This window comes from Herbiconiux sp. VKM Ac-2851, from assembly GCF_013205105.1.
Taxonomy (GTDB): domain Bacteria; phylum Actinomycetota; class Actinomycetes; order Actinomycetales; family Microbacteriaceae; genus Herbiconiux; species Herbiconiux flava.
This window is the reverse complement of record NZ_JABMLJ010000002.1, coordinates 1,317,494-1,342,178: the sequence shown is the minus strand read 5'-3', so window position 1 is coordinate 1,342,178 and position 24,685 is coordinate 1,317,494. Positions and strand designations below refer to the sequence as shown.

Below are 24,685 nucleotides of genomic sequence, written 5' to 3'. Positions count from 1 at the left end.
ACGCTTATCCCAGAGTCAAGGGCAGGTTACTCACGTGTTACTCACCCGTTCGCCACTGATCCAGAAGAGCAAGCTCTCCCTTCACCGTTCGACTTGCATGTGTTAAGCACGCCGCCAGCGTTCGTCCTGAGCCAGGATCAAACTCTCCGTAAATGTTTTATTGCACGACCACCGAAGTGACCGGCACATTAGTTTGTGCAACCCGGCCGGAATAGGCCCTGGTCACACGAGTTTGAAACTGACAGAACAAATCATTACTGACTTGCTTTGTTGTTTAAATGTTTTCCAAAGGAATCCCTACAACCGAAGTTGTCGGGGTTTTTGGCATTTGACATTGTGCACGCTGTTGAGTTCTCAAGGATCGGATGCACCAGAACCAGGCCCCTTCAGGCCGCCGCTCCAGGCAACTTCTCTACCCTAGCACCAGAAGCGAGGCTGTCAAATCGACGCGCCGCTTGCTCGTGGAAGGGGTTTAATCCTACGCTCCTGTTTCGTGGTCTTCAAGACCAGTCTCAGATGGAGGATTGATGTCCCGCTTGAGGCCGGTAAGCTCTTCCGCTTTCCGCACCTGTGGGGTGACGAGTAAGAACATTACGGCGATGTTTCGCGGAGGCCAAATCCCGGTGAACGCCCGGGCGTGTCGGACCGTACTCCCGCGGAAACACGCGGATCAGCCGATGCGCTCCGCCACCAGCGGGTCGCCGACTACGTAGTCGGACGCATCGCCGATCTCCCACGCGCCGTCGAGCGACTCGAGGGCGCGGTCGAACCGGGACGGCTCGTCGGCCGAGAGCGTGAAGATCGGCTGGCCCGCGACGACCGTGTCACCCGGCTTCACCAGGAGGTCGATCCCGGCGGCGTGCTGCACCGCATCCTGAGCCCGGGCCCGGCCGGCGCCGAGGCGCCACGCGGCGATGCCGAACGGCAGGGCATCCTGACGCAGCATCACACCCGAGCGGGGAGCGGTGACCGTCGTGGTCTCGCGGGCGACGGGCAGCGGTGCGGTCGGGTCTCCGCCCTGGGCGCGGATCACCCGGTTCCAGGTGTCCATGGCCCGGCCGTCGCGGAGCGCCTCGGCCACATCGGCGTCGGGCTGACCGGCGAGCCGGAGCATCTCGGACGCCAGGGCGAGGGTGAGCTCGACCACGTCGGCCGGTCCTCCCCCGGCGAGCACCTCGACCGACTCGCGCACCTCGTTGGCGTTGCCGATCGCGAGACCGAGCGGCACGTTCATGTTCGTGAGCAGTGCGGTGGTGCGCACCCCGGCGTCGTTGCCGAGGTCGACCATGGTCTGAGCGAGTTCCCGGGAACGCGCGATGTCCTGCATGAAGGCGCCGGAGCCGAACTTCACGTCGAGCACGAGCGAGTCCGTGCCCTCGGCGATCTTCTTCGACATGATCGACGAGGCGATCAGCGGGATCGCTTCGACCGTGCCCGTGATGTCCCGCAGGGCGTAGAGCTTCTTGTCCGCCGGGGCGAGCCCCGACCCCGCGGCACAGATGACGCCGCCGACGTCGCGCAGCTGATCGAACATCTCCTCGTTCGACAGCGATGCCCGCCACCCCGGGATCGACTCGAGCTTGTCGAGCGTTCCCCCCGTGTGTCCGAGCCCGCGCCCCGAGAGCTGCGGCACCGCCACTCCGAAGCTCGCGACCAGCGGCATCAGCGGAAGGGTGATCTTGTCGCCCACTCCCCCGGTCGAGTGCTTGTCGACCGTGGGCTTGCCGAGCCCGGCGAAGTCCATCCGCTCCCCCGAGGCGATCATCGCCAGGGTCAGGTCGCGGATCTCGTCGCGCGACATACCGTTCAGCAGGATCGCCATCGCCAGCGCCGACATCTGCTCGTCGGCCACGTAGCCGCGGGTGTACGCGTCGATCAGCCAGTCGATCTGCGCGGTGGAGAGCGTTCCCCGGTCGCGCTTCGTGCGGATCAGGTCGACGACGTCGTGGGCTTCGGTGGCCATGGTGTGTCCTTACTCGGATGCTCGGCGCGCCGCGTGGGCGCGGGAAGCGCTACTCGGCGAGCGATTCCTCGCGGTACTCGACGAGGGTGCGCGGCCCGAAGGCGTCGGGGATGACCTCGTCGATCGTCTTGATGCCCGAGACCGTCTCGAGGAGCATCCCCTCGGCCGAGTGCTCGAAGAGCAGCTGGCGGCAGCGGCCGCACGGCATCAGCGCACCGCCGTGCCCGTCGACGCAGGTGAAGGCGACGAGCTTGCCGCCGCCCGTCATGTGCAGCGTCGAGACCAGGGTGCACTCGGCGCAGAGCGTCAGTCCGTAGGAGGCGTTCTCGACGTTGCAGCCCGAGATCACCCGGCCGTCGTCGACGATCGCGGCGACACCGACGGGGAACTTCGAGTACGGCACGTAGGCCTTCTCCATCGCCTCGAGGGCGACGGCGCGCAGGGCGTCCCAATCGATCTCGGTACGGGCATCCGTCATCAGAATCTCCTCACGAGCAACGAACTCACGACCATCGATGTCACGAGCTGACGTACGGCTTGCCGGAGGCCGCCGGCCCCCGCACCCGCCCGACCAGGCCGGCGACCGCGAAGATCGTGACCACGTACGGCAGCATCAGCATGAACTCCGACGGCACCGGCGAGCCGATGATGCCGAGCACGTTCTGCAGGTTCGACGCGAAGCCGAACAGCAGCGCCGCGAGGGTCGCCCGGATCGGGTCCCACCGGCCGAAGATCACCGCCGCGAGGGCGATGAAGCCCGCGCCCGCCGTCATCTCCTTGTTGAACGCGCCCACCGAGCCGAGCGTGAAGTACGCCCCGCCGAGGCCGGCGATCGCACCGGCCAGCGACACGTTCCAGAAGCGCGTGCGGTTGACCTTGATGCCCACGGTGTCGGCGGCCTGAGGATGCTCGCCCACGGCCCGCACCCGCAGACCCCACTTGGTCTTGAACAGGCTGTAGAACACCAGCGCGACCGCGACGTACATCAGGTACACCACGATGGTCTGCCGGAACAGGGTCGGGCCGAGCACCGGGATCTCGGACAGCAGCGGGATCGGCAGCCGGTCGAAGCGCGGCGGGGAGTTCAGCAGATCGGGGTCGGCCGTCAGCACCTGCGAGTACAGGAAGCTCGTCAGACCCGTGACCAGCACGTTCAGCACGACGCCCACGATCACCTGGTCGACCAGGTACTTGATCGAGAATGCCGCGAGCACGAACGACACCAGGGTTCCGGCGATCACCGCGCCCACCAGGCCGATGAACGGGTTGCCGGTGACCGAGGCCACGACCGCCGAGACGAAGGCGCCGGCGAGCAGCTGGCCCTCGATCGCGACGTTGACGACACCGACACGCTCGGAGATGACGCCGCCGAGGGCTCCGAAGATCAGCGGCACGCTGAGCGAGACCGTTCCGATCAGGAGGCCGGGCACCGGGATGGTCTGCCCCGCAGCGGCCCAGGTGAGGAAGGCGATCAGGAACAGCACCGCGAACACGACCATCAGCCAGAGGCGCACCCTCCGGCCGGTCGCCACGAACCAGGCGGACAGTGCCGCCAGCAGCACCAGCGCGATCGAGATGACGAGACCGGTCGCCCGGGTGGGCAGCACGACCTCGGGCAGCTGGATCAGGTCGGAGTCGGTCGAGAGCCGGAACGTGGAGGAGCCGTCGCGGCCGAACGCCACGAACAGGATCAGCGCGCCGAGGGCGAAGATGCCGAACGCGATCGGCGCCTTCCAGCTCTTCACCTGCACCGTGTTCAGGGCCTTGCCCGAGGTGTCGGGGTGGTTGTGCTCGGTGGGCGGGGCTCCCGCCGTCGAAGCCAGGTTGTTGGTCGAGACGTGCTCGCTCACTTGGCCGTCACCGCCTCACGGTTCGGAACCGCCGGGGCCTTGGGAGCCTTCGGCGTCTTGGGCTTGGACGGGTCGGGCAGACGGAACACCGTGCGGATCAGCGGCGGAGCCGCGATGAACAGCACGATCAGCGACTGCACGACGAGCACGATGTCGATCGGGATGCCCTCCGAGGCCTGCATGGCGAAGCCGCCGGCCTTGAACGCTCCGAACAGGATGCCGGCCACGAAGATGCCCCAGGGCTTGGACCGCCCGAGCAGCGCCACGGTGATGGCGTCGAAGCCGATGCCCGCGTCGATGCCGGAGCTGAAGCCGGTGGTCACCGTGCCGAGCACCTGCGAGACGCCGGCGAGGCCGATCAGCCCGCCGGAGATGACCATGGCGTAGACGTACATGTTCTTGACGTTGATGCCGGCCACGCGCGCCGCGTTCGGGTTGATGCCCACGGCGCGGAACTGGAAGCCGAGCGACGACCGGTTCAGCAGCCACCAGACGAAGACGGTGGCGACGATCACGAGGATGAAGCCGAAGTGCAGGTTGAACTGCGGGCCGAGGAGATCGGGGAACACCGCCGTGCTGTCGATCGGCGGCGACTTCGGGTTGTTCGAGCCGGGCGCCTGGAGCACGGGGGTGCGCAGCAGATAGGAGACCAGGTAGAACGCGACGTAGTTGAGCATGATCGTGATGATCACCTCGTGCGCTCCGGTGCGGGCCTTGAGCAGACCGGCGATGCCGGCCCAGATGCCGCCGCCGATCAGGCCGGCGATCACCGCGACGATCATGTGCAGGCCCCACGGCAGGTGCAGGGTGAAGCCCACCCAGCCGGCGCAGGCGGCGGCGATGAGCATCTGCCCGCGTCCACCGATGTTGAACATGCCGACGCGGAAGGCGAGGCCGACGCCGAGGCCGGCCGCGATCAGCGGGGTGGCGAAGGTGAGCGTCTCGGTGATCGGCTTGATCTGCTGCACGAAGTCGTCGCGCTTGGGGTTGAACACCGCCCCCTGGAACAGCGAGACGTAGGCGCCGGAGACGGCCTTCCAGATCTCGGCGAAGGTGTCGCCGGGCCGGGCGAAGAAGTACCCCGCGGCCTTCTGCACGTTCTCGTCGGTGACGGCGATCAGGATGCCGCCCGCGATCATCGCCAGCACCACCGCGAGGATCGAGATCATCACGCTGCCGCCGATGATCTCGTTGAAGGTGGTGCGCCAGCGCGAGGGCGGCTCCGCCGCCGGTACGGGCTTGGACAGGGTGGTGTCGCTCACGCGGCGGTTCCTTCCACGGTGATGTCGGCGGGGACCTCGCCCGCCATCATGAGGCCGAGCACGTCACGCGAGGTGGTGCCCGGCACGATGCCGACGATCGAGCCACGGTACATCACGGCGATGCGGTCGGCGAGCGCGACGACCTCGTCGAGCTCGGTCGAGACGACGATGACGGGGATGCCCTCGTCGCGGGTGGCGACGATGCGCTTGTGCACGAACTCGATCGAGCCGACGTCGATGCCGCGGGTGGGCTGAGCGGCGACGAACAGGCGCAGGTCGCGGCTGAGCTCGCGGGCGAGCACCACCTTCTGCTGGTTTCCGCCGGAGAGCCGTCCGACCTCGGTGTCGATGCCCTGCGAGCGCACGTCGAACTCCTTCGACTTCTCCTCCGCGAAGGTGCGCAGGTAATTCAGCTGCAGTCCGCCCGCCTTGACGAAGGGCTCGCCCTCCGAGCGGTCGAGCATGAGGTTCTCGGCGATGGTGAACTCGCCGACGAGCCCGTCCTCCTTGCGGTCCTCCGGCACGAAGCCGACGCCGGAGTCGAGCACCTTGCGGACGCTCATGCCGCGGAGGCTCCGGCCGTCGAGGGAGACGTCGCCGGTCACCCTGTCTTGCAGGCCGAGGAGCGCCTCGGTCAGCTCGGTCTGGCCGTTGCCCTGCACGCCGGCGATGGCGAGGATCTCGCCCGCCTTGACGTCGAAGGAGACCTTGTCGACGACGACCTGGCCCCGGGGGTCGACCACCGAGAGGTTCTCGACCACGAGCGCCGGCGCGCCGGGGGTCGCGGGGTCTTTGTGCACGGTGAGCTCGACCGCGCGGCCGACCATCAGCGAGGCGAGCTCGGCGTTCGTCGCGGTGGGTGAGGCCTCGCCGACGACCTTGCCGAGGCGGATGACCGTGATGCGGTCGGCGACCTCGCGCACCTCGCGCAGCTTGTGGGTGATGAAGACGATGGAGGTGCCGCGCTCTTTCAGCAGACGCATGATCTGCATCAGCTCGTCGGTCTCCTGCGGGGTGAGCACGGCGGTGGGCTCGTCGAACACGAGCACCTTCGCGTCGCGGGAGAGCGCCTTGATGATCTCGACGCGCTGCTGCACGCCGACGGGCAGGTCGTCGACCAGCGCATCCGGATCGACGTCGAAGCCGAAGCGGTCGCTGATCTCGCGCACGCGCTTGCGGGCGGCGGCGAGGTCGAGCCGGCCGGCGAAACCGGTCTGCTCGTGGCCGAGCATGACGTTCTCGGCGACGGTGAAGACGGGGATGAGCATGAAGTGCTGGTGCACCATGCCGATGCCGGCGCCCATCGCGTCGCCCGGGCCTGAGAAGTGCTGGACCACGTCGTCGAGCACGATCTCGCCCTCGTCGGCCTGGTAGAGGCCGTAGAGCACGTTCATCAGGGTGGACTTGCCGGCGCCGTTCTCGCCGAGGAGGCAGTGGATCTCGCCCGGCTCGACCGTCAGGTCGATGTGGTCGTTGGCAGTGAGGGCACCGAAACGTTTCGTGATGCCCCGGAGTTCGAGCTTCATGGAATCAATCTACCTACTCCCCGAAGGGCATCCGCTCCCCGAGGGGATCCGATAAGAAGGGCATCCGTTAAGTGGAGCGGTCGGGGGGACCAGCGTGCTGGTCCCCCCGACCGGGTCGCGTTCGGAGAACGCGGAGGAGCTACTCGGCCGACGCCGGGGTCGAGGGCGACTCGACCTCGATGGAGCCGTTGATGATGCTCTCCTTGATGGTGTCGAGCTCACCCTGCAGGTCAGGCGAGACCTTGCTCTCGAAGTCGTGGAACGGAGCGATGTCCACGCCCTGGTTCTCGAGCGTTCCCACGAACGGGGTGGCGTCGAAGTCGCCCGCGGCGGCGGTGTCGACCACGTCGACCACACCCGCCTTGACGCCCTTCAGCACCGAGGTGAGGAAGAGGTCCTTCAGGTCGGGAGCCGTCTCGTAGTTGTCGGAGTCGACACCCACCAGGGCGACCTCCTTGCCGGAGTCGCGGATCGCCTCACCGGCGGAGAGGAAGATCGGGCCACCCACGGGGAGGATGACGTCGGCGTTCTGGTCGATCAGACCCTGCGCCGCCGTCTTGGCCTCGACACCGGCGGCGAAGCCACCGGTGAACGAGCCGGTCTGGCCCGCGACGTCCCAGCCGATGGCCTTGACGGAGGTGCCCTTCTGCTCGTTGTAGTAGTTGACGCCGTCGACGAAGCCGTCCATGAAGATGGTGACCGACGGGATCTGCAGGCCACCGAAGGTGCCGACGGTGCCGGTCTTCGAGTAGCTCGCCGAGGCGTAGCCCGCGAGGAACGCGGCCTGCGCGGTGTCGAAGACGATCGGCTTGACGTTGTCGGCGTCGATCGAGGAGTCGTCGATGATCGAGAACTGGGTGTCGGGGTTCGCCTCGGCGGCGGCCTTGGTGGCGTCGGCGAGGAGGAAGCCGACCGAGATGATCAGGTTGCAGTCCTGCGAGATGAGGTTGTCGATGTTCGGCGCGAAGTCGGTGTCGGCCGCGGACTCGACGGTGACGGGCTCGACGCCGAGCTTGTCGGCCGCCTCGGTGATGCCCTCGTAGCCGGCCTGGTTGAACGACTTGTCGTCGAACCCGCCCGAGTCGGAGACCATGCAGGGGATGAAGTCGCTGGCGGCGTCGCCGCCCGACGTCGATGCGGTGTCCGACGGAGCGGACGCGCAGCCGGCGAGAAGGGCTGCCACGCCCAGCGTGGCGAAGCCGGCCACTCCGGCGCGGCGCAGGTTGATGCTCAAGATGTCCTCCAAGATGCTGCCCTGCCAAGACGCGCAGGGCCTGTGTGGGACTACACGTTACCGAAAGTTACGAGCGCCGACAGGGGCAACCGCGTGTTCGGGGCGCAAGCGTTACAAAGCCGCGATCACGCCGTAATGTCCCCGAAATGTCCAGGGGTCGCCGGTGCAACGCAGCGGCGGCGCCGACCGCAGGTCAGGGGGCCGACGGGGAGTCGACGACCACGGTTCCGGCCACGATCTGGGCTTTCAGATCGTCGATCTCGGCGGCCAGCTCGGCGGGCACCGACGACTCCAGGTCGTGGAAGGGCGCGAGCGCCACTCCCCCGTTCTCGAGCGTGCCGACGAAGGGCTCCGGGCTGAAGTCGCCGTCGATGTCGTCGCCGACGATCTCGACCACGGCGTCGCCGGTGTTCTTCAGCACGCTGGTGAGCAGGATCGGCTTGTACTCGGCCGGCAGGGTGTCGTAGCCGTCGTTGTCGACCCAGATGAGCGAGACGCCGCCCGCCTCCGAGGCGGCCGAGGCGGCCCCCTCGCCGACCTGGCCGGCCACGGGGAGGATCACGTCGGCGCCCTGGTCGATGAAGCCCTGCGTGACGGTCTTGCCCTTGTTGATGTCCTCGAAGTCGCCGGTGAAGACGCCGTCCTGCGAGGCCTTGTCCCAGCCGAGCGCCTGCACCTGCGTGCCGTGCACCTCGTTGTACTTCGCGACGCCGTCGACGAAGCCGTCCATGAACAGGGTGACCGGCGGCTGGTTTCCGCCGCCGAAGGTCGCGACCTTGCCGGTCTTCGAGACGCCGGCGGCGAGGTAGCCCGCCAGGTAGGACGCCTGTGCGGTGTCGAACAGGATCGGCTTGACGTTCGGGGCGTCGACGGTCTCGTCGACGATGGCGAAGTGGGTGTCGGGGCTGCCGCCGGCCTCGGCGAGGGTGGCGTCGGCGAGCTCGTAGCCCACGGTGAGCACGAACGCGCATCCGCTCTGCACCGCCTGGGTCACGTTGGGCGCGAGATCGGTCTCGCCGGTGGAGACGAGCACCTGGGCGTCGATGCCGTACTCCTGCTGGGCCTTCTCGAGGCCCTCCCAGCTGGACTGGTTGAAGGAGCGGTCGTCGAGGCCGCCCGAGTTCGTGACCATGCGGGCGCAGTAGTCGCTCGACGCGGCGGTCGAGGTGCCGCCGCCGGTCGAGGACGGCGCCTCGGCGCAGCCGGCGAGGGCGAGGGCGAGCACGCCGGCGACGACGCCGGTGCGGACGAGGGCTGTGGTTCTCATGGTCGGACTCCTAGGGCACCGGGTGGGGGGAAGGTCAGAGCACGTCGCCGGAGCCGCCGGCCCGGAGCGCGTCGACGACCGACTTGACCCGCTGGGCGTGCTCGCTGGTGGTGACCAGCAGCGCATCCGGGGTGTCGACGACGACGATGTCGCGCACGCCGATCAGGCTGATCACGCGCTTGGACTGCGACACCACGATGCCGCTGGACGAGTCGGCCAGCACGCGGGCGTTCTTGCCGAGGATGGCGAGGTCGGTGCCGCGGCCCGAGCTGTGCAGCTTGGCGATCGAGGCGAAGTCGCCCACGTCGTCCCAGTCGAAGTCGCTCGGGATGACGGCGAGCGCCCCCGCGGCTGCGGCCGGCTCGGCGACCGAGTAGTCGATGGCGATCTTCTTCAGCGTCGGCCAGACCCGGTCGACGACCTCGCCCCGGCGCGGGGTGTCCCACGCCTCGGCCAGCTCGAGCACGCCCGCGAGCAGCTCGGGCTCGGAGGCGCCGAGGTGCTCGAGCAGCTTGTCTGCCCTGGCGATGAACATGCCCGCGTTCCAGAGGTAGTTGCCCGCCTTCAGGTAGCGCTTGGCCGTCGGCAGGTCGGGCTTCTCGACGAAGTGGTCGACCTTGAGCGCGGCCGGCGCCCCCTCGATCTCGAGCGAGCCGAGGCAGCGGATGTAGCCGAAGCCGACGGCCGGGTCGGTGGGGGTGATGCCGATGGTGGCGATGTAGCCGGCGTCGGCCACCTGCACGGCCTGCGCGACGGCGGCGCGGAAGCGCTGGGGGTTCGTGATGACGTGGTCGGCGGCGAACGAGCCGATGATCACGCCCGGCTCCCGCTTCTCGAGGATGGCGGCGGCGAGGCAGATGGCGGCGGTCGAGTCACGCGGCTCCGACTCGAGCACCACGTTGCTGTCCTCCAGGGTCGGCAGCTGCTCCTCGACGGCGGCGCGGTGCGCACGGCCGGTGACGACCATGATGCGCTGCTCCCCCGAGAGCGGGGCCAGGCGGTCCCAGGTGTCGCGCAGGAGGCTCTGGCCCGAGCCGCTCAGGTCGTGCAGGAACTTGGGGGCGTCCGCCCGCGACAGGGGCCAGAGCCGTGAGCCGATCCCGCCGGCGGGGATCACGCTGTAGAGCCGGTCGAGCGCCGGTGACGAAGAGTTCATGAGGCACAGCCTATACAGCGGCCGAGAGGGGCCATCGGATGCTCACCCCGGGGCCACGGGGAGGCCACTGCCGCGACACCGGCGGTCCACCTGCCGTCCGTAGCGTCGGCGACGTGGCCGGTCGGCCCCACGGCACTGCGGAGGCATGTCATGCGAGTTGCGATCATCAGCGAGAGCTTTCTCCCCACCGTCAACGGAGTCACGAACAGCGTCTGCAAGGTGCTCGACCACCTCGCGGCGAACGGCCACGACGCGATCGTCATCGCGCCGGCCGCCGGCTCCCCCTCCCATTACAAGGGCTTCCGCGTGCACGAGGTGCCCGCGGTGGCCTACCGGCAGTTCCCGGTGGGGATGCCGAGCGTCCAGGTCGCCCGGCTGATCGCCGGCTTCGAGCCCGACGTGCTGCACGCGGCCTCCCCGTTCCTGCTCGGCGCCCAGGGCATCGCCTCGGCGAACCGGCTGGGCATCCCCTCGGTCGCCGTCTTCCAGACGGACGTCGCGGGCTACGCGCGGCGCAACCGGCTGGGCTCGGCGTCCAAGCTCGCCTGGCGGGTGGTGAAGTGGATCCACGACGGCGCCGACCGCACGCTCGTGCCCTCGAGCGCCTCGCAGCACGACCTGGAGCGGGCGGGCGTCCCCCGGCTCGCCCGGTGGGGCCGGGGCGTCGACCTCGAGCGCTATCACCCGAACAACCGGATGCGCCCCACCGCGCAGGCCCTCTCGGCCCTGCTCTCCCGCGGCGGTCAGGACGCGGTCGTGGGCTACGTCGGCCGCATCGCGCCCGAGAAGGGTCTCGAGCGCCTCGCCGCCCTGCGCGGGATGCCAGGCCTGCACCTCGCGATCGTCGGAGACGGGCCGAGCGACCAGCGCATCCGCCACCTGCTGCACGGGATGCCCGCGACCTTCCTCGGCCGGCTCTCGGGTGCCGACCTCGCCGACGCGTACGCCGCCTTCGACGCCTTCGTGCACACCGGCACCGAGGAGACCTTCGGCCAGACCCTGCAGGAGGCGCACGCCGCAGGACTCCCGGTGGTCGCCCCGGCGGCCGGCGGCCCGATCGACCTCGTGCGGCACGGCGAGGACGGCTACCTCTTCGACCCCGACGAGCCGCGCGATCTGCGGATGCGCGTGGAGTCGCTGGTGGCCGACCCGGCGCTCCGGCGCCGGATGGGCGAGGCCGGCCGTCGCGCGGTGATCGGCACCTCGTGGGCGTCGGTCTGCGACGAGCTGCTCGGGCACTACCGCTCCGTGATGGGTGCCAAGGTGGTCGCGAAGCGCACTCGCGTCGGCTCACACGCCTGAATACATGGGGGTATTCGCGGGGCGTTTCTCCGCGTACTGGTGCGGGACGCGCATCCGCCGGGCCCTGTATACAACTAAGGCCCACCTAATACCCGTTACCGCCGAAACGCGCATAGACTGTGAGAGGTCGACGGCCGGTTCCGCAGCATTCGCGAGCGGGCGGTCCCGGCCCCGACTGAAGCCAAGGAGGGTTAGTCCGTGGCCATAAATACGGCAGGGACGATGACACCGAAGCGGCCGGCCGGCACTCTCTACCGCGGCCGTGAAGGCATGTGGTCCTGGGTGCTGCACCGCATCACGGGCGTCGCGATTTTCTTCTTCCTACTCGTGCACATCCTGGACACCTCGATGGTGAGGATCTCCCCCGAGGCCTACAACGCGGTCATCTCGACCTACCAGAACCCGATCATGGGCCTGGGCGAGACGGCGCTCGTCGCCGCCATCGTGTACCACGCGTTCAACGGCATCCGGATCATCCTGATCGACCTGTGGTCCAAGGGCGCGAAGTACCAGCGCGTGATGTTCTGGGTCGTGATGGGCCTCTGGGTCGTCACGATGCTCGGCTTCGCGCCGCGCCATCTGATCAACGTCTTCAGCCACGTCGGAGGTGCCTGATGGCCACGACCATCGAGTCCCCCCGCGCCCCGCACACCGTCCGCCGCAGCCGCGGCGTGAACTGGGAGAAGTGGGGCTGGATCTACATGCGCGCCTCGGGCGTCGTGCTCCTGGTGCTGATCTTCGGCCACCTGTTCGTGAACCTCCTCGTGGGCGACGGCATCAAGGCGATCGACTTCGCCTTCGTCGGCGGCAAGTGGAGTGATCCGTTCTGGCAGGTCTGGGACACGCTGATGCTCTGGCTCGCCATGATCCACGGCGGCAACGGCATGCGCACGATCGTGAACGACTACGCGACCAAGGCCGTCACCCGCAAGGTGCTGCTCGGTGCGATCCTCGTGGCCGTCGTGGCCATGATCGTGCTCGGCACCCTGGTGATCTACACCTTCGACCCGTGCCCCGTCGGCTCGCCGGCGGACCTGCTGCCGTCGTTCTGCGCGACCCGATAACCCCTCCGACCCCGGAATGAGCTCCTCCGTGACCCAGTACGAAGACGGTGCCGTCGTGGACGGCGTGCACTACCACCAGTTCGACATCGTGATCGTCGGCGCCGGCGGCGCCGGCATGCGGGCGGCCATCGAGGCCGGCCCCAAGGCCAAGACGGCCGTGATCTCGAAGCTCTACCCGACGCGCTCCCACACGGGTGCGGCGCAGGGCGGCATGGCCGCCGCCCTCGCGAACGTCGAGGAGGACAACTGGGAGTGGCACACCTTCGACACCGTCAAGGGCGGTGACTACCTGGTCGATCAGGATGCCGCCGAGATCCTCGCGAAGGAGGCCATCGACGCGGTCATCGACCTCGAGAACATGGGCCTGCCGTTCAACCGCACCCCCGAGGGCAAGATCGACCAGCGGCGCTTCGGCGGCCACACCCGCGACCACGGCAAGGCTCCCGTTCGCCGGGCCTGCTACGCGGCCGACCGCACCGGCCACATGATCCTGCAGACGCTGTTCCAGAACTGCGTCAAGCTCGGCATCAACTTCTTCAACGAGTACTACGTGCTCGACCTGGTGATGACGAAGGTCGACGGGGTCGACAAGCCCTCGGGCGTCGTGGCCTTCGAGCTCTCGACCGGTGAGATCCACGTGTTCCAGGCGAAGGCCGTCATCTTCGCCACCGGCGGCTTCGGCAAGATCTACAAGACGACCTCGAACGCCCACACCCTCACCGGTGACGGCGTCGGCATCATCTGGCGGAAGGGCCTGCCGCTGGAGGACATGGAGTTCTTCCAGTTCCACCCCACGGGCCTCGCCGGACTCGGCATCCTGCTCACCGAGGGAGCGCGAGGCGAGGGAGCGATCCTCCGCAACGCCTCGGGCGAGCGGTTCATGGAGCGCTACGCCCCCACCATCAAAGACCTGGCGCCCCGCGACATCGTCGCCCGGTGCATGGTGCAGGAGGTGGCCGAGGGCCGCGGCGCCGGCCCGCACAAGGACTACGTGCTGCTGGACTGCACCCACCTCGGCGCCGAGGTGCTCGAGACGAAGCTGCCCGACATCACCGAGTTCGCCCGCACCTACCTCGGTGTCGACCCCGTCGTCGAGCCGGTGCCCGTGATGCCGACGGCCCACTACGCGATGGGCGGCATCCCGACGAACATCAAGGCCGAGGTGCTGAGCGACAACGACACCGTCGTGCCCGGGCTCTACGCCGCCGGCGAGTGCGCCTGCGTCTCGGTGCACGGCTCGAACCGTCTCGGCACCAACTCGCTGCTCGACATCAACGTGTTCGGCAAGCGCTCGGGCAACAACGCGGCGGACTACGTGCAGACCGTCGACTTCACGCCCTTGCCCGACGACCCCGCCCGGGCGATCGTCGACCTCGTCGCGTCGCTGCGGTCCGGAACGGGCACCGAGCGCATCTCGGCCATCCGCAAGGAGCTGCAGGACGAGATGGACAAGAACGCTCAGGTGTTCCGCACCGACGAGTCGCTGGCCTCCGTGACGGCGACCATCCATCGCCTGCGCGACCGCTACCGGAACATCCAGGTGCAGGACAAGGGCAAGCGGTTCAACACCGACCTGCTCGAGGCGATCGAGCTCGGCTTCCTGCTCGACCTGGCCGAGGTCGTCGTGTACTCGGCGCGCAACCGCCAGGAGAGCCGCGGCGGGCACATGCGGGACGACTACCCCAAGCGCGACGACGAGACCTACATGAAGCACACCATGGCGTACCTCTCGGGAGACCCCCTCTCTAGCGACGCCGCCGACCACATCCGGCTCGACTGGAAGCCCGTCGTCGTGACGCGCTACCAGCCGATGGAGAGGAAGTACTGATGACACTCGTAGCCGACGCACCCGCATCGGGCCCCGCGCCCGAGGCGCCGATCGAGGCCTTCACCGTCACCCTGATCATCCGCCGCTTCGACCCCGACGTCGACGACGAGCCGCGCTGGCAGGACTTCGACGTGCAGATGTTCGCGACCGACCGCATCCTCGATGCGCTGCACAAGATCAAGTGGGAGCAGGACGGGTCGCTGACCTTCCGCCGCTCCTGCGCCCACGGCATCTGCGGCTCGGATGCGATGCGCATCAACGGCCGCAACCGCCTGGCCTGCAAGACGCTGATCAAGGACCTCGACATCACCAAGCCCATCTACGTGGAGGCCATCAAGGGCCTGCCGCTCGAGAAGGACCTGATCGTCGACATGGAGCCGTTCTTCGCCTCCTACCGCGAGGTGCAGCCGTTCCTGCAGTCGGCCACGGAGCCGCCGAAGGACAAGGAGCGCATCCAGTCGGTCGCCGACCGTGCCCGCTTCGACGACACGACCAAGTGCATCCTCTGCGCCGCGTGCACCTCGTCGTGCCCGGTGTTCTGGACCGACGGGCAGTACTTCGGCCCGGCCGCCATCGTGAACGCGCACCGCTTCATCTTCGACTCGCGCGACGAGGCGGCCTCGACCCGTCTCGACATCCTGAACGACAAGGAGGGCGTGTGGCGCTGCCGCACGACCTTCAACTGCACCGACGCGTGCCCGCGCGGCATCCAGGTGACGCAGGCGATCGCCGAGGTCAAGCAGGCGATCATGCGGGGCAAGCCGTAGGGCCTGCTCTACCGCAGCCGTCGAAGCCGTTCGTCCTCCGGGGCGGGCGGCTTCGCTGCGTTCGGAGTGCGCGGCGGGCGGCTTCGCTGCCGTCGTGTCAGGCTGAGCGCATGAGCGAGAAGCGTGCGGGCGAAGCGGCGAACACCGCTGTCAAGGACGACCGGGCGACCACGAAGACCGACACCGTGGGCAAGCCGGCGGTCGAGATCGACGAGAAGCCCGTTCAGAACACCCCTCCCACCGGGATCGCCGCGCTGATCGCCAAGGTCATGGCGCTGAAGCCCGTGCGGGTCTTCCTGCGGTTCGGCTCGTCGGGCGGCGAGATCATGGCCTCGGGGATGTCGTTCCAGGCCGTCTTCGCGATCTTCGCCGGCATCTGGGTCGGCTTCTCGATCTTCGGGATCGTGCTGGCGGGCAACCAGGACCTGATGGATGCGGTGGTCGCGCAGCTGAGCAACGCCATCCCCGGCCTGATCGGGAAAGACGGCGCCATCGATCCGAAGGCGCTCTCCGAGGCGCGCATCCTGGGCTGGACCGGCGCCATCGCCCTGGTCGGCCTCATCCTGACCGCGGTCGGCTGGCTGGCGTCGACCCGCGACTCGATCCGCCGGCTGTTCAAGCTCGACCCGCCGACGACCAACCCGGTGCTGCTGAAGCTGAAGGACTTCGGGCTCGCCCTGGCCTTCGGCATCGCGATCATCCTCTCCTCGGCCGTCAGCCTGATCAGCAACCAGGGGCTCTCGCTCGCGTTCGACCTGCTCGGTATCGACACCCGCTCGCAGTTCGCGGCCGTCGCCGGCTGGCTCGTCGGGGTGCTCGTGGTGTTCGTCTTCGACAGCCTCGTGCTGGCGGCGGCGTTCCGGGTGCTGTCGGGGGTCAAGATCCCGCTGCGGCGCCTGCTCGCCGGAGCGGCCATCGGCGGGGCCGCCCTCGGGGTGCTGAAGATCCTCGGCAGCCAGCTGCTGGGCGGTGCCACCAGCAACCCGCTGCTGGCCTCGTTCGCCGTGATCATCGGCATCATGATCTTCCTGAACCTGGTCTGCCGCGTCATCCTGATCGCGGCCACCTGGATCGCCGTCGGCATGGAGGACGCCGGGATCGACCCGCGGGCCCTGACGCCCGAGCAGCTCGAGGTCGAGCGTCAGAAGCGGGTCGCCGAGGCGCGGGACACCCTCGTGTCGGCCGAGCGGGAGCGGCTGCAGAACCAGCTCGAGACGGTGCACGGGCTGGCCCGGCGCCGGGTGCGCAAGCGGATCGAGCGGCTCGACGAGCTCGACCACGCCGAGGCCGTGAAGCTGGTCGAGAAGCGCTGAGGGGGCCCTTGCTTCGGTTGCCGTCGGGGCGCTGTCGGAGGCCGCCGGTACAGTAGGAGCATGCCCACGAAGCCCCTCCGACTCGCCTCGGTCAACGTCAACGGCGTGCGCGCCGCCTTCCGCAACGGCATGGGCGCCTGGCTCGACGGTCGCGACGTCGACATCCTCGCGCTGCAGGAGGTGCGGGCCGAGACGAGCGACCTCGAGAAGCTCCTCGGGCCCGACTGGAACATCGTGCACGACCCCGCCACGGCGAAGGGCCGGGCGGGCGTCGCCATCGCGAGCCGCGACCGGGCGAACATCCACCGCGTCACCTTCGGGGCCGACGACTTCGACAGCGCCGGGCGCTGGCTGGAGGCCGACTACGAGTGGGGCGACAAGGTCGTCACCGTCGTCTCGGCCTACGTGCACTCGGGCGAGGCCGGCACCGAGAAGCAGGTCGAGAAGTACAAGTTCCTCGACGGGATGCTCGAGCACCTGCCCGCGCTGCAGGAACACAATCCGCTGGCCGTCGTCGTCGGCGACCTCAACGTCGGTCACCGCACCCTCGACATCCGCAACTGGAAGGGCAACGTGAAGCGGGCCGGCTTCCTGCCCGAGGAGCGGGCCTACTTCGACCGCTTCGTGGGAGCCGAGGACGACCCCGACTACAACGCGGGCGCCGGACTCGGCTGGGTCGACCTCGGCCGCCGCTTCGCAGGCGAGGTCGAGGGGCCGTACACCTGGTGGTCGCAGCGCGGCCGCGCCTTCGACAACGACACGGGCTGGCGCATCGACTACCAGCTGGCCACGCCCGAGCTCGCGGCCACGGCGACCGCGCTGACCATCGACCGGGCGCCCACGCACGCCGAGCGGTGGAGCGATCACGCCCCGGTCGTCGTCGACTACGCGTTGTGACGCACCCCTTCCCTCACGCCACTCCCCTCACGCTTGACAGGACCATGACCGATTCCACCCCGAAGCCCCGACTGCTGTCGGGCATGCAGCCCTCCGCCGATTCGCTCCACCTGGGCAACTACATCGGTGCACTGCTGAGCTGGAAGGCGCTGCAGGAGACGCACGACGCCTTCTTCTTCCTCGCCGACCTGCACGCGATCACCGTGCCACAGGATCCAGTGCGGCTGCGCGAGAACTCGCGCCGCACCGCCGCCCAGTACATCGCCGCGGGCATCGACCCCGAGCGCTCGACCCTGTTCGTGCAGTCGCACGTGCCGGCGCACGCCGAGCTCGCCTGGGTGCTGAACACCATCACCGGTTTCGGCGAGGCCGCGCGCATGACGCAGTTCAAGGACAAGGCGGTGAAGCAGGGCCAGGACTCGGCCTCGGTCGGCCTGTTCACCTACCCCATCCTGCAGGCCGGCGACATCCTGCTCTACCAGGCGGTCGACGTGCCGGTCGGCGAAGACCAGCGCCAGCACGTCGAACTCACGCGCGACCTGGCGTCGCGGTTCAACTCGCGCTTCGGCGAGACCTTCACCGTGCCGAAGCCGTACATCCTGAAGGAGTCGGCGAAGGTCTACGACCTGCAGAACCCGGGCTCGAAGATGTCGAAGTCGGCCGAGTCGGCCGCCGGGCTGATCTGGCTGCTGGACGACCCGAAGGTCTCGGTGAAGAAGATCATGCGGGCCGTCACCGACGCCGACGGCGAGGTGCGCTACGACCAGGCCGAGAAGCCGGGGCTGGCGAACCTGCTGACGATCTTCGCCATCCTCGACCACCGGTCGATCGACTCGGTCGTCGAGGAGTTCGCCGGGGGCGGGTACGGCACGCTGAAGAAGGCGCTGGCCGAGATCGTGGTGGCGACGGTGGAGCCGATCCGGGCGCGCACCCTCGAGCTGATGGACGACCCGGCCGAGCTCGACCGCATCCTCGCGGCGAACGCCGACCGGGCCGACGAGGTCGCGTCGGCGACGCTGGCGACGGTGTACGACCGGGTGGGGTTCCTGCCGCGTCGTCGCAGCTGAAGCCGGAGCCCGGCTGACACGCGCCGGGCTGATGCCGCCTGGTCGGGTCTCGCCGCAAGGCAGGCTCAGCGGAGGTCGGCCGAGGCTCCGACGATCTCCTCGCGCACGCGGCGGAGGTCTTCTAGCAGGGAGCCGATCAGGATCCAGTGCTGCGGGTCGGGCACGATGGCCCGGAGCGGCGCGGTGAGTGCCGGCTCGAGGTCGACGGGCGCCTGGTCCGGTTCGGAGGAGGCGTCGCGCGGCGCTCCCGGTGCGGCGGCGTCGTCGAGCACGAGCCGCAGGTCGTGGGCGGCCCGGCGCAGCTCCTCGGCGATCGCGCCGGCGTTCGGCTCGTCGGGCAGGGTGCGGTCGAAGTGGTCGGTGAGCGCGCGCGCCATGCCGAGCACCCGGTTCGTGACGATGCCGAGCGTCGTCAGCAGCTCCGCGTTCTCCCGCAGCAGCTCCCGGTTCGCCGTGCGGCGCGGGTTGAAGCGCAGGCTCTCCTCGGCGGCGTCGACCGCTTTCTGCGCCTTCGCCTGCATGGGGCGGAGCAGGCGTGCCTCGACGAGCATCCCGGTGCGGAAGGCCTCGTCGGTGGGGGCGCTCAGCACGGTCGCCAGGCTGTCCATGGTGGCGGCGATCTCCCGGCCGAGACCGGTGACCGCCTCGCGCGCCGGTTTCAGGGCCACCGGGGGCACCACGAGCCAGTTCACCGCGACGCCGATCAGCGCGCCGATGACCGTCTCGATGATGCGCTCGAACGCGTAGCCCGGGGTCTGGGCGCCGATCGAGAGCACCAGCATCGCGCTGATCGGGATCTGCACCGTCGAGGACTGCGGGAACCGCAGTGCCCAGCCGACGAGCAGCGAGAGCACGATTGCCAGCAGGATCAGCCAGCTCGGCGCCCCGAACACCAGCGACACGAGGTAGGCGACCACGACGCCCGCGATCACACCGATCGAGCGCTCGATCGCCCGGCTCAGCGACTGGTTGACGCTCGGCTGCACGACGATGATGGCGGCGATCGCGCCGAACAGCGGCGGCTGCCCGCTCGAGACGAACGAGCAGACGGCCCAGGCGACGACCGCTGCCACCGCCGTCTTCAGCACCTGCAGCAGCGGGGTGCGGGACGGCGCCTGGAAGGCCCTGGCCGGGGCGAGTGAGGCCCGGGCCACCGCGGCCCAGCGGCCGGGACGGGGCTCGTCGGCGGCTCCTCGGCCGGGACGCGGCTGGTCAGCGGCCCAGCGGCCGGGACGGGGCTGGTCGGACGTCACCCGTCAAGCGTAGACGGGCATCCGGACGCCCGCTCGAACAGCTCGGCGGACAGCCGCTAGGAAGCGGTGGTGCCGACCTGCTCGGCGGTCTCGACGCGAGGCAGCGTGACCCGGGGCGCCCGCGGACGGTGCTCGCCGAACACCCAGACGCGGTAGAGCACGAAGCGGAACAGCGAGCCGAGCGCGAGCCCGATCACGTTTCCCGAGATGTTGTCGGCCAGCAGCGAGGTGAAGCCGAGGACGTAGTGCGAGAACCACAGGCAGGCGAGGCCGATGCCCGTGCCGATCACGCTGACGACGAAGAACTCGATGCTCTCGCGCAGCATGTCGGAGCGGCGGCGGTGCCGGAACGTCCAGTACCGGTTGCCGAGCCAGTTGACCACGATGGCGAGCGACGCCGAGATGAGCTTGGCGATCAGCGGGCCCTCGTGCAGCTGCGCCGGAGCCAGCACCGTCACGACGAGGAGGTTGAACACCGCCAGGTCGACGATGAAGCCGAGGCCCCCGACCATGCCGAACCGGACGACCTCGAAGAAGAGGACGCGGAGTCGCGACGGCGACGCGGGGGCACTGCTCATGGGTGATCTACCATTCCTGACGTTCATGGCGCGAAGAAGTACGCAAAAGAGAACTTTGTGTATCTTCGAGGCCAATGCTGAGCGTAGCTGGGGAAAATGAACGGAAAGCGACGATAGGGTTCTGAACGCTCCCGAGAAGGGGACGCCTGACGGATTGAAGGAACAGTGGCGAAGACGATCGTCGTGATACCGACCTACAACGAGATCGCCTCGATCGCCAGCGTGATCGATCGCATCCATCTCACGACGGCCGGGACGCACGTGCTGATCGTCGACGACAATTCCCCCGACGGCACCGGCCGACTCGCCGACGAGCTCGCCGCCGCCGACGAGCGGGTGCACGTGCTGCACCGCACCGAGAAGAACGGCCTCGGTGCCGCCTACGGGGCCGGCTTCGCCTGGGCGCTCGAGCGCGACTACGACTACGTCGTCGAGATGGACGCCGACGGCTCGCATCAGCCCGAGGAGCTCCCGCGCCTGATCGGCCTGCTCGAGGGCGGCGCCGACATGGGCATCGGCACCCGCTGGATCCCGGGGGGCACCATCGTCAACTGGCCCCTGCACCGCAAGCTCATCTCCCGCGCCGGCACCTTCTACTCCCGGGTGATGCTGCGCTCGCGGCTGCACGACCTGACGAGCGGCTACCGCGGGTTCCGCGCGGAGGCCCTGCGCGCGGTCGACTTCAGCCGCGTGGCCTCGCAGGGCTACTGCTTCCAGATCGAGATGGCGTGGCAGTTCGAGCGCTCGGGCGCCCGGGTCGGCGAGTTCCCGATCACCTTCATCGAGCGCGCCGAGGGCGTGTCGAAGATGTCGACGGGGATCGTCGTGGAGGCGCTGACGAAGGTCACCGTGTGGGGCCTCGCGAACGCCGTCGGGCGCGCTCCCGCGCCGCTGCCGCTCCGCGCCGACGCCGCCCGCTGACGCGTCCTCCCACTGCCCTCGCGTCGCCCGATGACGAGGATTCGGCGGGCTCACCGGCGGAGAGGGTATAACTGGATACGTAACGTGCTCCGGGGTCAGTGAGATTCTGAACCGGCGGTGACAGTCCGCGAACCTCAGACGCTGCTCGCAGCGACCGAGGTTGATCCGGTGGAATTCCGGAACCGACGGTGATGGCGTGGTCGAACGACCCCGTCTAGTCCGGATGAGAGGCGCACGGGTGGTTCCGCGATGGGCGGCCCACCGGCGCTTGCGCTGCCATCCCCGGAGACCGTCGGAAGACGAGGACCGGATGAAGAACGCGAGCGACACCACGGCAGACGCCGAGGTCACCGCGCTGCACCGCGCCCTCGAGCTGTCGCTCCGCGGCCCCCGTCACGGGGTGAACCCGCAGGTCGGCTGCGTGCTGCTCTCCCCCACGGGCGAGGTGCTCGGCGAGGGTTGGCACCGCGGCGCCGGCACCCCGCACGCCGAGGTCGCGGCCCTGGCCTCCGCCGCCGAGGCGCACGGGCCCGGGGCCGCCCGGGGCGCGACCGCCGTCGTCACCCTCGAGCCCTGCGACCACCACGGCCGCACCGGCCCCTGCAGCATCGCCCTGATCGAGGCCGGCGTCGCCCGCGTCGTCTACGGGGCGGCCGATCCGGGCCGGGCGTCCTCGGGCGGGGGCGAGCGGATGCGCGAGGCGGGCCTCGAGGTCGTCGCCGGAGTCGAGGCGGCCTCCGTCGAGGAGGCGATCCGTCCCTGGCTCACGGCCGTGCGCCACCACCGCCCCTTCGTCACCGTCAAATGGGCCTCGAGCCTGGACGGCCGCGCGGCCGCCGCCGACGGCTCCAGCCGCTGGATCACCGGGCCGGAGGCCCGGGCCGACGTGCACCGGCGCCGAGCCGACGCCGACGCGATCGTGGTGGGCATCGGCACGGTGCTCGCCGACGATCCGGAGCTGACCGCGCGGGTCGACGGCGGCCTGCTGCCTCATCAGCCGGCACCCGTCGTGCTCGGGCGGCGAGCGGTACCCGACGGGGCGCGGCTGCACGCGCATCCGCTGGCCCTTCGCCAGTTCGACGGCCGCGACCTCGAGGCTGTGCTCGCCGCGCTCTACGACGACGAGGTGCGCTCGGTGTTCGTGGAGGGCGGGCCCACGCTGGCCAGCGCGTTCCTCGCTGCCGGGCTCGCCGACGAGCTCGTGGTGTACCTCGCGCCGACGCTGATCGGCGGGCCGTTGACCGCGCTCGGCGAGCTGGGGGTGGGCAGCATCGACGAGCAGCGCCGCCTCAGCGTCACCGGGGTGGAGCGCCTCGGCGACGACCTGAGGATCGTCGCCCGTCCCGCCCCCACCGCCCCCGAGCCCACCGCGGCCCCGGCCACCACCCGCCCCGGCGGCACCGCGGCCCCCGCCCCCACCGACACCTCGGCGACCGCCCCGGCCGCCACGAAGGAGTAAAGCGATGTTCACCGGAATCATCGAGGAGCTGGGCGAGATCGTCGCCCTCGAGCACACCGCCGACGCCGCCGTGATCACGGTGCGCGCCCCGCTCGCCGTGAGCGACGCCCGGCACGGCGACTCCATCGCGGTCTCGGGAGTCTGCCTGACCGTGATCGATCAGACGCCCGAGACCTTCCGCGCCGACGTGATGGCGCAGACCCTGCGCATGTCGACCCTCGGCGAGCTCGCCCCCGGCAGCCGGGTCAACCTCGAGCGCGCGGCCCGGGTCGGTGACCGGCTGGGCGGCCACATCGTGCAGGGCCACGTCGACGGCACGGCCGAGGTGCTGAGCGTGACGCCCGGCGAGTCCTGGAGCGTGCTGCGGTTCTCGCTGCCCGACGAGCTCGCCGCCCTCGTGGTCGACAAGGGATCGATCTCGGTGTCGGGGGTCTCGCTGACCGTGTCCGACGTGTCGCCGGCCGAGGCGGGGGCGCCGTACTGGTTCGAGGTCTCGCTCATCCCCGAGACGCTCGCCGCCACCACGCTCGGCACGCTGGCCCCGGGAGACCGGGTCAACCTCGAGACCGACGTGCTCGCCCGGCACGTGCAGCGGCTCGTCGCCCTCGGCTCACCGACGGCACCCGAGTCGTCGGTCGGCACCGACGGGAGCCCGTCATGACCCCCGTCTTCTCCCCCATGAGCGAGGTGCTCGACGCCCTCCGCGCCGGCAAGCCGGTGCTCGTCTCCGATGCCGCCGACCGCGAGAACGAGGGCGACGCGATCATGTCGGCCGCCCTGGCCTCACCCGAGTGTATCGCCTGGATGGTGCGGAACACCTCCGGCTACCTCTGCGCGCCGATGCCCGACAGCCGCGCCGACGAGCTCGCGCTGCCCCTCATGGTCGTCAACAACGAGGACACCCGGCGCACCGCCTACACGATCACCGTCGACGCCGCCTCGGGCATCACCACCGGGATCGACGCGCACGACCGCTCCCGCACGCTCAACCTCCTGGCCGATTCCGCGTCGACGCCCGCGAGCTTCATCCGCCCCGGGCACGTGGTTCCCCTTAGGGCGGTGCCGGGCGGTGTGCGGCAGCGCCCCGGGCACACCGAGGCGGCGGTCGACCTGATGCTGCTCGCCGGGCTCGCTCCGGTCGGCGTCATCGGCGAGATGATGTCGCACGACGGCTCGGCGATGAAGCTCGACGAGCTGCGCGAGGTTGCCCGCCGCGAGGGCCTGCCCATCACGACCATCGCGCTGATGATCGAGCACCTGAACGGGCTCGACACCGCAGACGCGGTTCCGGATGCTCCGCCCCTCACGATCGCGGAGGCCGCCGCCGTCGACCTGGCCGCCGCCGGCTCCGACGCCGCCCCGCGGGTGCAGTTCGAGGTCGAGACCACCGTGCCCACCACGCACGGCGCACTGCGGATGCGGGCCTACCGCGATCTGGTGACCGGCGCCGACCACGTCGCCATCCTCTCCGGCGACCTCGCCGCCGACCCGCGCGGGCCGATCGTGCGGGTGCACTCCGAGTGCCTGACCGGCGAGGCGTTCGGCTCGCTGAAGTGCGAGTGCGGGCCCCAGCTCGACGCGGCGCTCGACCGCATCGCGGCCGACGGCGGCGTGGTGATCTACCTGCGCGGGCACGAGGGCCGGGGCATCGGGCTGATCAACAAGCTGCGCGCGTACCGGCTGCAGGAGGACGGGCTCGACACGCTCGACGCGAACGTGGCGCTCGGTCTGCCCGCGGATGCGCGGGACTACGGCGCCGCGGTGGCGATCCTGAACGATCTGGGGGCGCCGCGCATCCGTCTGCTCACCAACAACCCCGACAAGGTCGCCCAGCTCGAGGCGCACGGCATCGAGGTCGCCGACCGCGAACCGCTGATCGTCGGCGCCGGGGACTTCAACCGGCAGTACCTCGACACCAAACGCGACCGCATGGGGCACGTGCTGCCCGGCGCGCACTGACCTCCTCCCGACCGACCGA

The 24,685-nt window shown here is 69.6% G+C and carries 22 protein-coding genes, 1 rRNA gene and 1 riboswitch; of the genes, 12 read left to right on the top strand and 11 right to left on the bottom strand.

Annotation, left to right across the window (positions count from 1 at the left end):
• The 9 genes from HQQ85_RS12915 to HQQ85_RS12875 all read right to left on the bottom strand — a co-directional run.
• Nucleotides 1-153 (bottom strand): 16S ribosomal RNA (locus tag HQQ85_RS12915); the annotation flags it as partial.
• A gap of 517 nt (nt 154-670) precedes the next feature.
• Nucleotides 671-1,963 carry a thymidine phosphorylase gene (locus tag HQQ85_RS12910; RefSeq protein ID WP_173182852.1) on the bottom strand — a complete coding sequence of 431 codons (1,293 nt, stop codon included), beginning with the start codon at nt 1,961-1,963 and terminating at the stop codon, nt 671-673.
• 49 nt (nt 1,964-2,012) lie between these two features.
• Nucleotides 2,013-2,441 carry a cytidine deaminase gene (locus HQQ85_RS12905; RefSeq protein WP_173182851.1) on the bottom strand — a complete coding sequence of 143 codons (429 nt, stop codon included), beginning with the start codon at nt 2,439-2,441 and terminating at the stop codon, nt 2,013-2,015.
• 40 nt (nt 2,442-2,481) lie between these two features.
• Nucleotides 2,482-3,723, bottom strand: a complete 1,242-nt coding sequence (locus tag HQQ85_RS12900; RefSeq protein ID WP_173182970.1) for an ABC transporter permease — start codon at nt 3,721-3,723, stop codon at nt 2,482-2,484.
• Nucleotides 3,724-3,809: 86 nt separating this feature from the next.
• Nucleotides 3,810-5,075, bottom strand: coding sequence for an ABC transporter permease (locus HQQ85_RS12895; RefSeq protein ID WP_371741881.1), 1,266 nt, complete (start codon nt 5,073-5,075; stop codon nt 3,810-3,812).
• Nucleotides 5,072-6,601: an ABC transporter ATP-binding protein gene (locus HQQ85_RS12890; RefSeq protein ID WP_173182850.1), complete on the bottom strand. Its 1,530-nt coding sequence runs from the start codon at nt 6,599-6,601 to the stop codon at nt 5,072-5,074. Before HQQ85_RS12890 ends, HQQ85_RS12895 begins: the two co-directional genes overlap by 4 nt.
• Before the next feature lie 139 nt (nt 6,602-6,740).
• Complete coding sequence (locus HQQ85_RS12885; RefSeq protein WP_173182849.1) at nt 6,741-7,835, bottom strand: BMP family protein; 1,095 nt, start codon at nt 7,833-7,835, stop codon at nt 6,741-6,743.
• A 193-nt stretch (nt 7,836-8,028) separates the two neighbouring features.
• Entirely contained in the window at nt 8,029-9,102 is a 1,074-nt protein-coding gene (locus HQQ85_RS12880) for a BMP family protein (RefSeq protein ID WP_173182848.1), read from the bottom strand.
• A gap of 34 nt (nt 9,103-9,136) precedes the next feature.
• On the bottom strand, nt 9,137-10,258 hold the full coding sequence (locus HQQ85_RS12875; protein ID WP_173182847.1) for a mannose-1-phosphate guanylyltransferase: 1,122 nt from the start codon (nt 10,256-10,258) through the stop codon (nt 9,137-9,139).
• A gap of 150 nt (nt 10,259-10,408) precedes the next feature.
• On the opposite strand from HQQ85_RS12875, the gene HQQ85_RS12870 reads away from it, so the two are divergent.
• From HQQ85_RS12870 to trpS, 8 genes are all read left to right on the top strand, one after another.
• Complete coding sequence (locus HQQ85_RS12870) at nt 10,409-11,560, top strand: glycosyltransferase family 1 protein (RefSeq protein WP_173182846.1); 1,152 nt, start codon at nt 10,409-10,411, stop codon at nt 11,558-11,560.
• Nucleotides 11,561-11,782: 222 nt separating this feature from the next.
• On the top strand, nt 11,783-12,175 hold the full coding sequence (gene sdhC, locus HQQ85_RS12865) for a succinate dehydrogenase, cytochrome b556 subunit (protein WP_173182845.1): 393 nt from the start codon (nt 11,783-11,785) through the stop codon (nt 12,173-12,175).
• Nucleotides 12,175-12,624, top strand: coding sequence for a succinate dehydrogenase hydrophobic membrane anchor subunit (locus HQQ85_RS12860; RefSeq protein WP_173182844.1), 450 nt, complete (start codon nt 12,175-12,177; stop codon nt 12,622-12,624). Before sdhC ends, HQQ85_RS12860 begins: the two co-directional genes overlap by 1 nt.
• A gap of 16 nt (nt 12,625-12,640) precedes the next feature.
• Nucleotides 12,641-14,452, top strand: a complete 1,812-nt coding sequence (gene sdhA, locus HQQ85_RS12855; RefSeq protein ID WP_173182843.1) for a succinate dehydrogenase flavoprotein subunit — start codon at nt 12,641-12,643, stop codon at nt 14,450-14,452.
• A complete protein-coding gene (locus HQQ85_RS12850; RefSeq protein WP_173182842.1) occupies nt 14,452-15,219 on the top strand; it encodes a succinate dehydrogenase iron-sulfur subunit in 768 nt (255 codons plus the stop codon). Before sdhA ends, HQQ85_RS12850 begins: the two co-directional genes overlap by 1 nt.
• Nucleotides 15,220-15,329: 110 nt before the next feature.
• Nucleotides 15,330-16,532, top strand: a complete 1,203-nt coding sequence (locus HQQ85_RS12845) for a YihY/virulence factor BrkB family protein (RefSeq protein ID WP_173182841.1) — start codon at nt 15,330-15,332, stop codon at nt 16,530-16,532.
• A gap of 60 nt (nt 16,533-16,592) precedes the next feature.
• A complete protein-coding gene (locus HQQ85_RS12840) occupies nt 16,593-17,429 on the top strand; it encodes an exodeoxyribonuclease III (protein ID WP_173182840.1) in 837 nt (278 codons plus the stop codon).
• 44 nt (nt 17,430-17,473) lie between these two features.
• Nucleotides 17,474-18,496 carry a tryptophan--tRNA ligase gene (trpS, locus tag HQQ85_RS12835; protein ID WP_173182839.1) on the top strand — a complete coding sequence of 341 codons (1,023 nt, stop codon included), beginning with the start codon at nt 17,474-17,476 and terminating at the stop codon, nt 18,494-18,496.
• A gap of 65 nt (nt 18,497-18,561) precedes the next feature.
• Here trpS and HQQ85_RS12830 read toward each other — a convergent pair whose 3' ends face one another.
• The gene (locus HQQ85_RS12830) at nt 18,562-19,749 is read right to left on the bottom strand and encodes an aromatic acid exporter family protein (protein WP_371741880.1); all 1,188 of its coding nucleotides are present in this window, start codon (nt 19,747-19,749) and stop codon (nt 18,562-18,564) included.
• Nucleotides 19,750-19,805: 56 nt separating this feature from the next.
• Nucleotides 19,806-20,327, bottom strand: a complete 522-nt coding sequence (locus tag HQQ85_RS12825; protein ID WP_173182838.1) for a GtrA family protein — start codon at nt 20,325-20,327, stop codon at nt 19,806-19,808.
• Between the two features lie 165 nt (nt 20,328-20,492).
• Between HQQ85_RS12825 and HQQ85_RS12820 the strand changes: the two genes are divergently transcribed.
• From HQQ85_RS12820 to ribA, 4 genes are all read left to right on the top strand, one after another.
• A complete protein-coding gene (locus HQQ85_RS12820) occupies nt 20,493-21,248 on the top strand; it encodes a polyprenol monophosphomannose synthase (protein ID WP_371741879.1) in 756 nt (251 codons plus the stop codon).
• Nucleotides 21,249-21,329: 81 nt separating this feature from the next.
• A riboswitch (FMN riboswitch) is annotated at nt 21,330-21,487 on the top strand.
• Nucleotides 21,488-21,558: 71 nt separating this feature from the next.
• Nucleotides 21,559-22,707, top strand: a complete 1,149-nt coding sequence (gene ribD / locus HQQ85_RS12815; protein WP_173182837.1) for a bifunctional diaminohydroxyphosphoribosylaminopyrimidine deaminase/5-amino-6-(5-phosphoribosylamino)uracil reductase RibD — start codon at nt 21,559-21,561, stop codon at nt 22,705-22,707.
• 4 nt (nt 22,708-22,711) lie between these two features.
• A complete protein-coding gene (locus tag HQQ85_RS12810) occupies nt 22,712-23,368 on the top strand; it encodes a riboflavin synthase (protein WP_173182836.1) in 657 nt (218 codons plus the stop codon).
• Nucleotides 23,365-24,666 carry a GTP cyclohydrolase II gene (ribA, locus tag HQQ85_RS12805; protein WP_173182835.1) on the top strand — a complete coding sequence of 434 codons (1,302 nt, stop codon included), beginning with the start codon at nt 23,365-23,367 and terminating at the stop codon, nt 24,664-24,666. The genes HQQ85_RS12810 and ribA overlap by 4 nt, the downstream gene beginning before the upstream one ends.
• Nucleotides 24,667-24,685 lie beyond the last annotated feature (19 nt).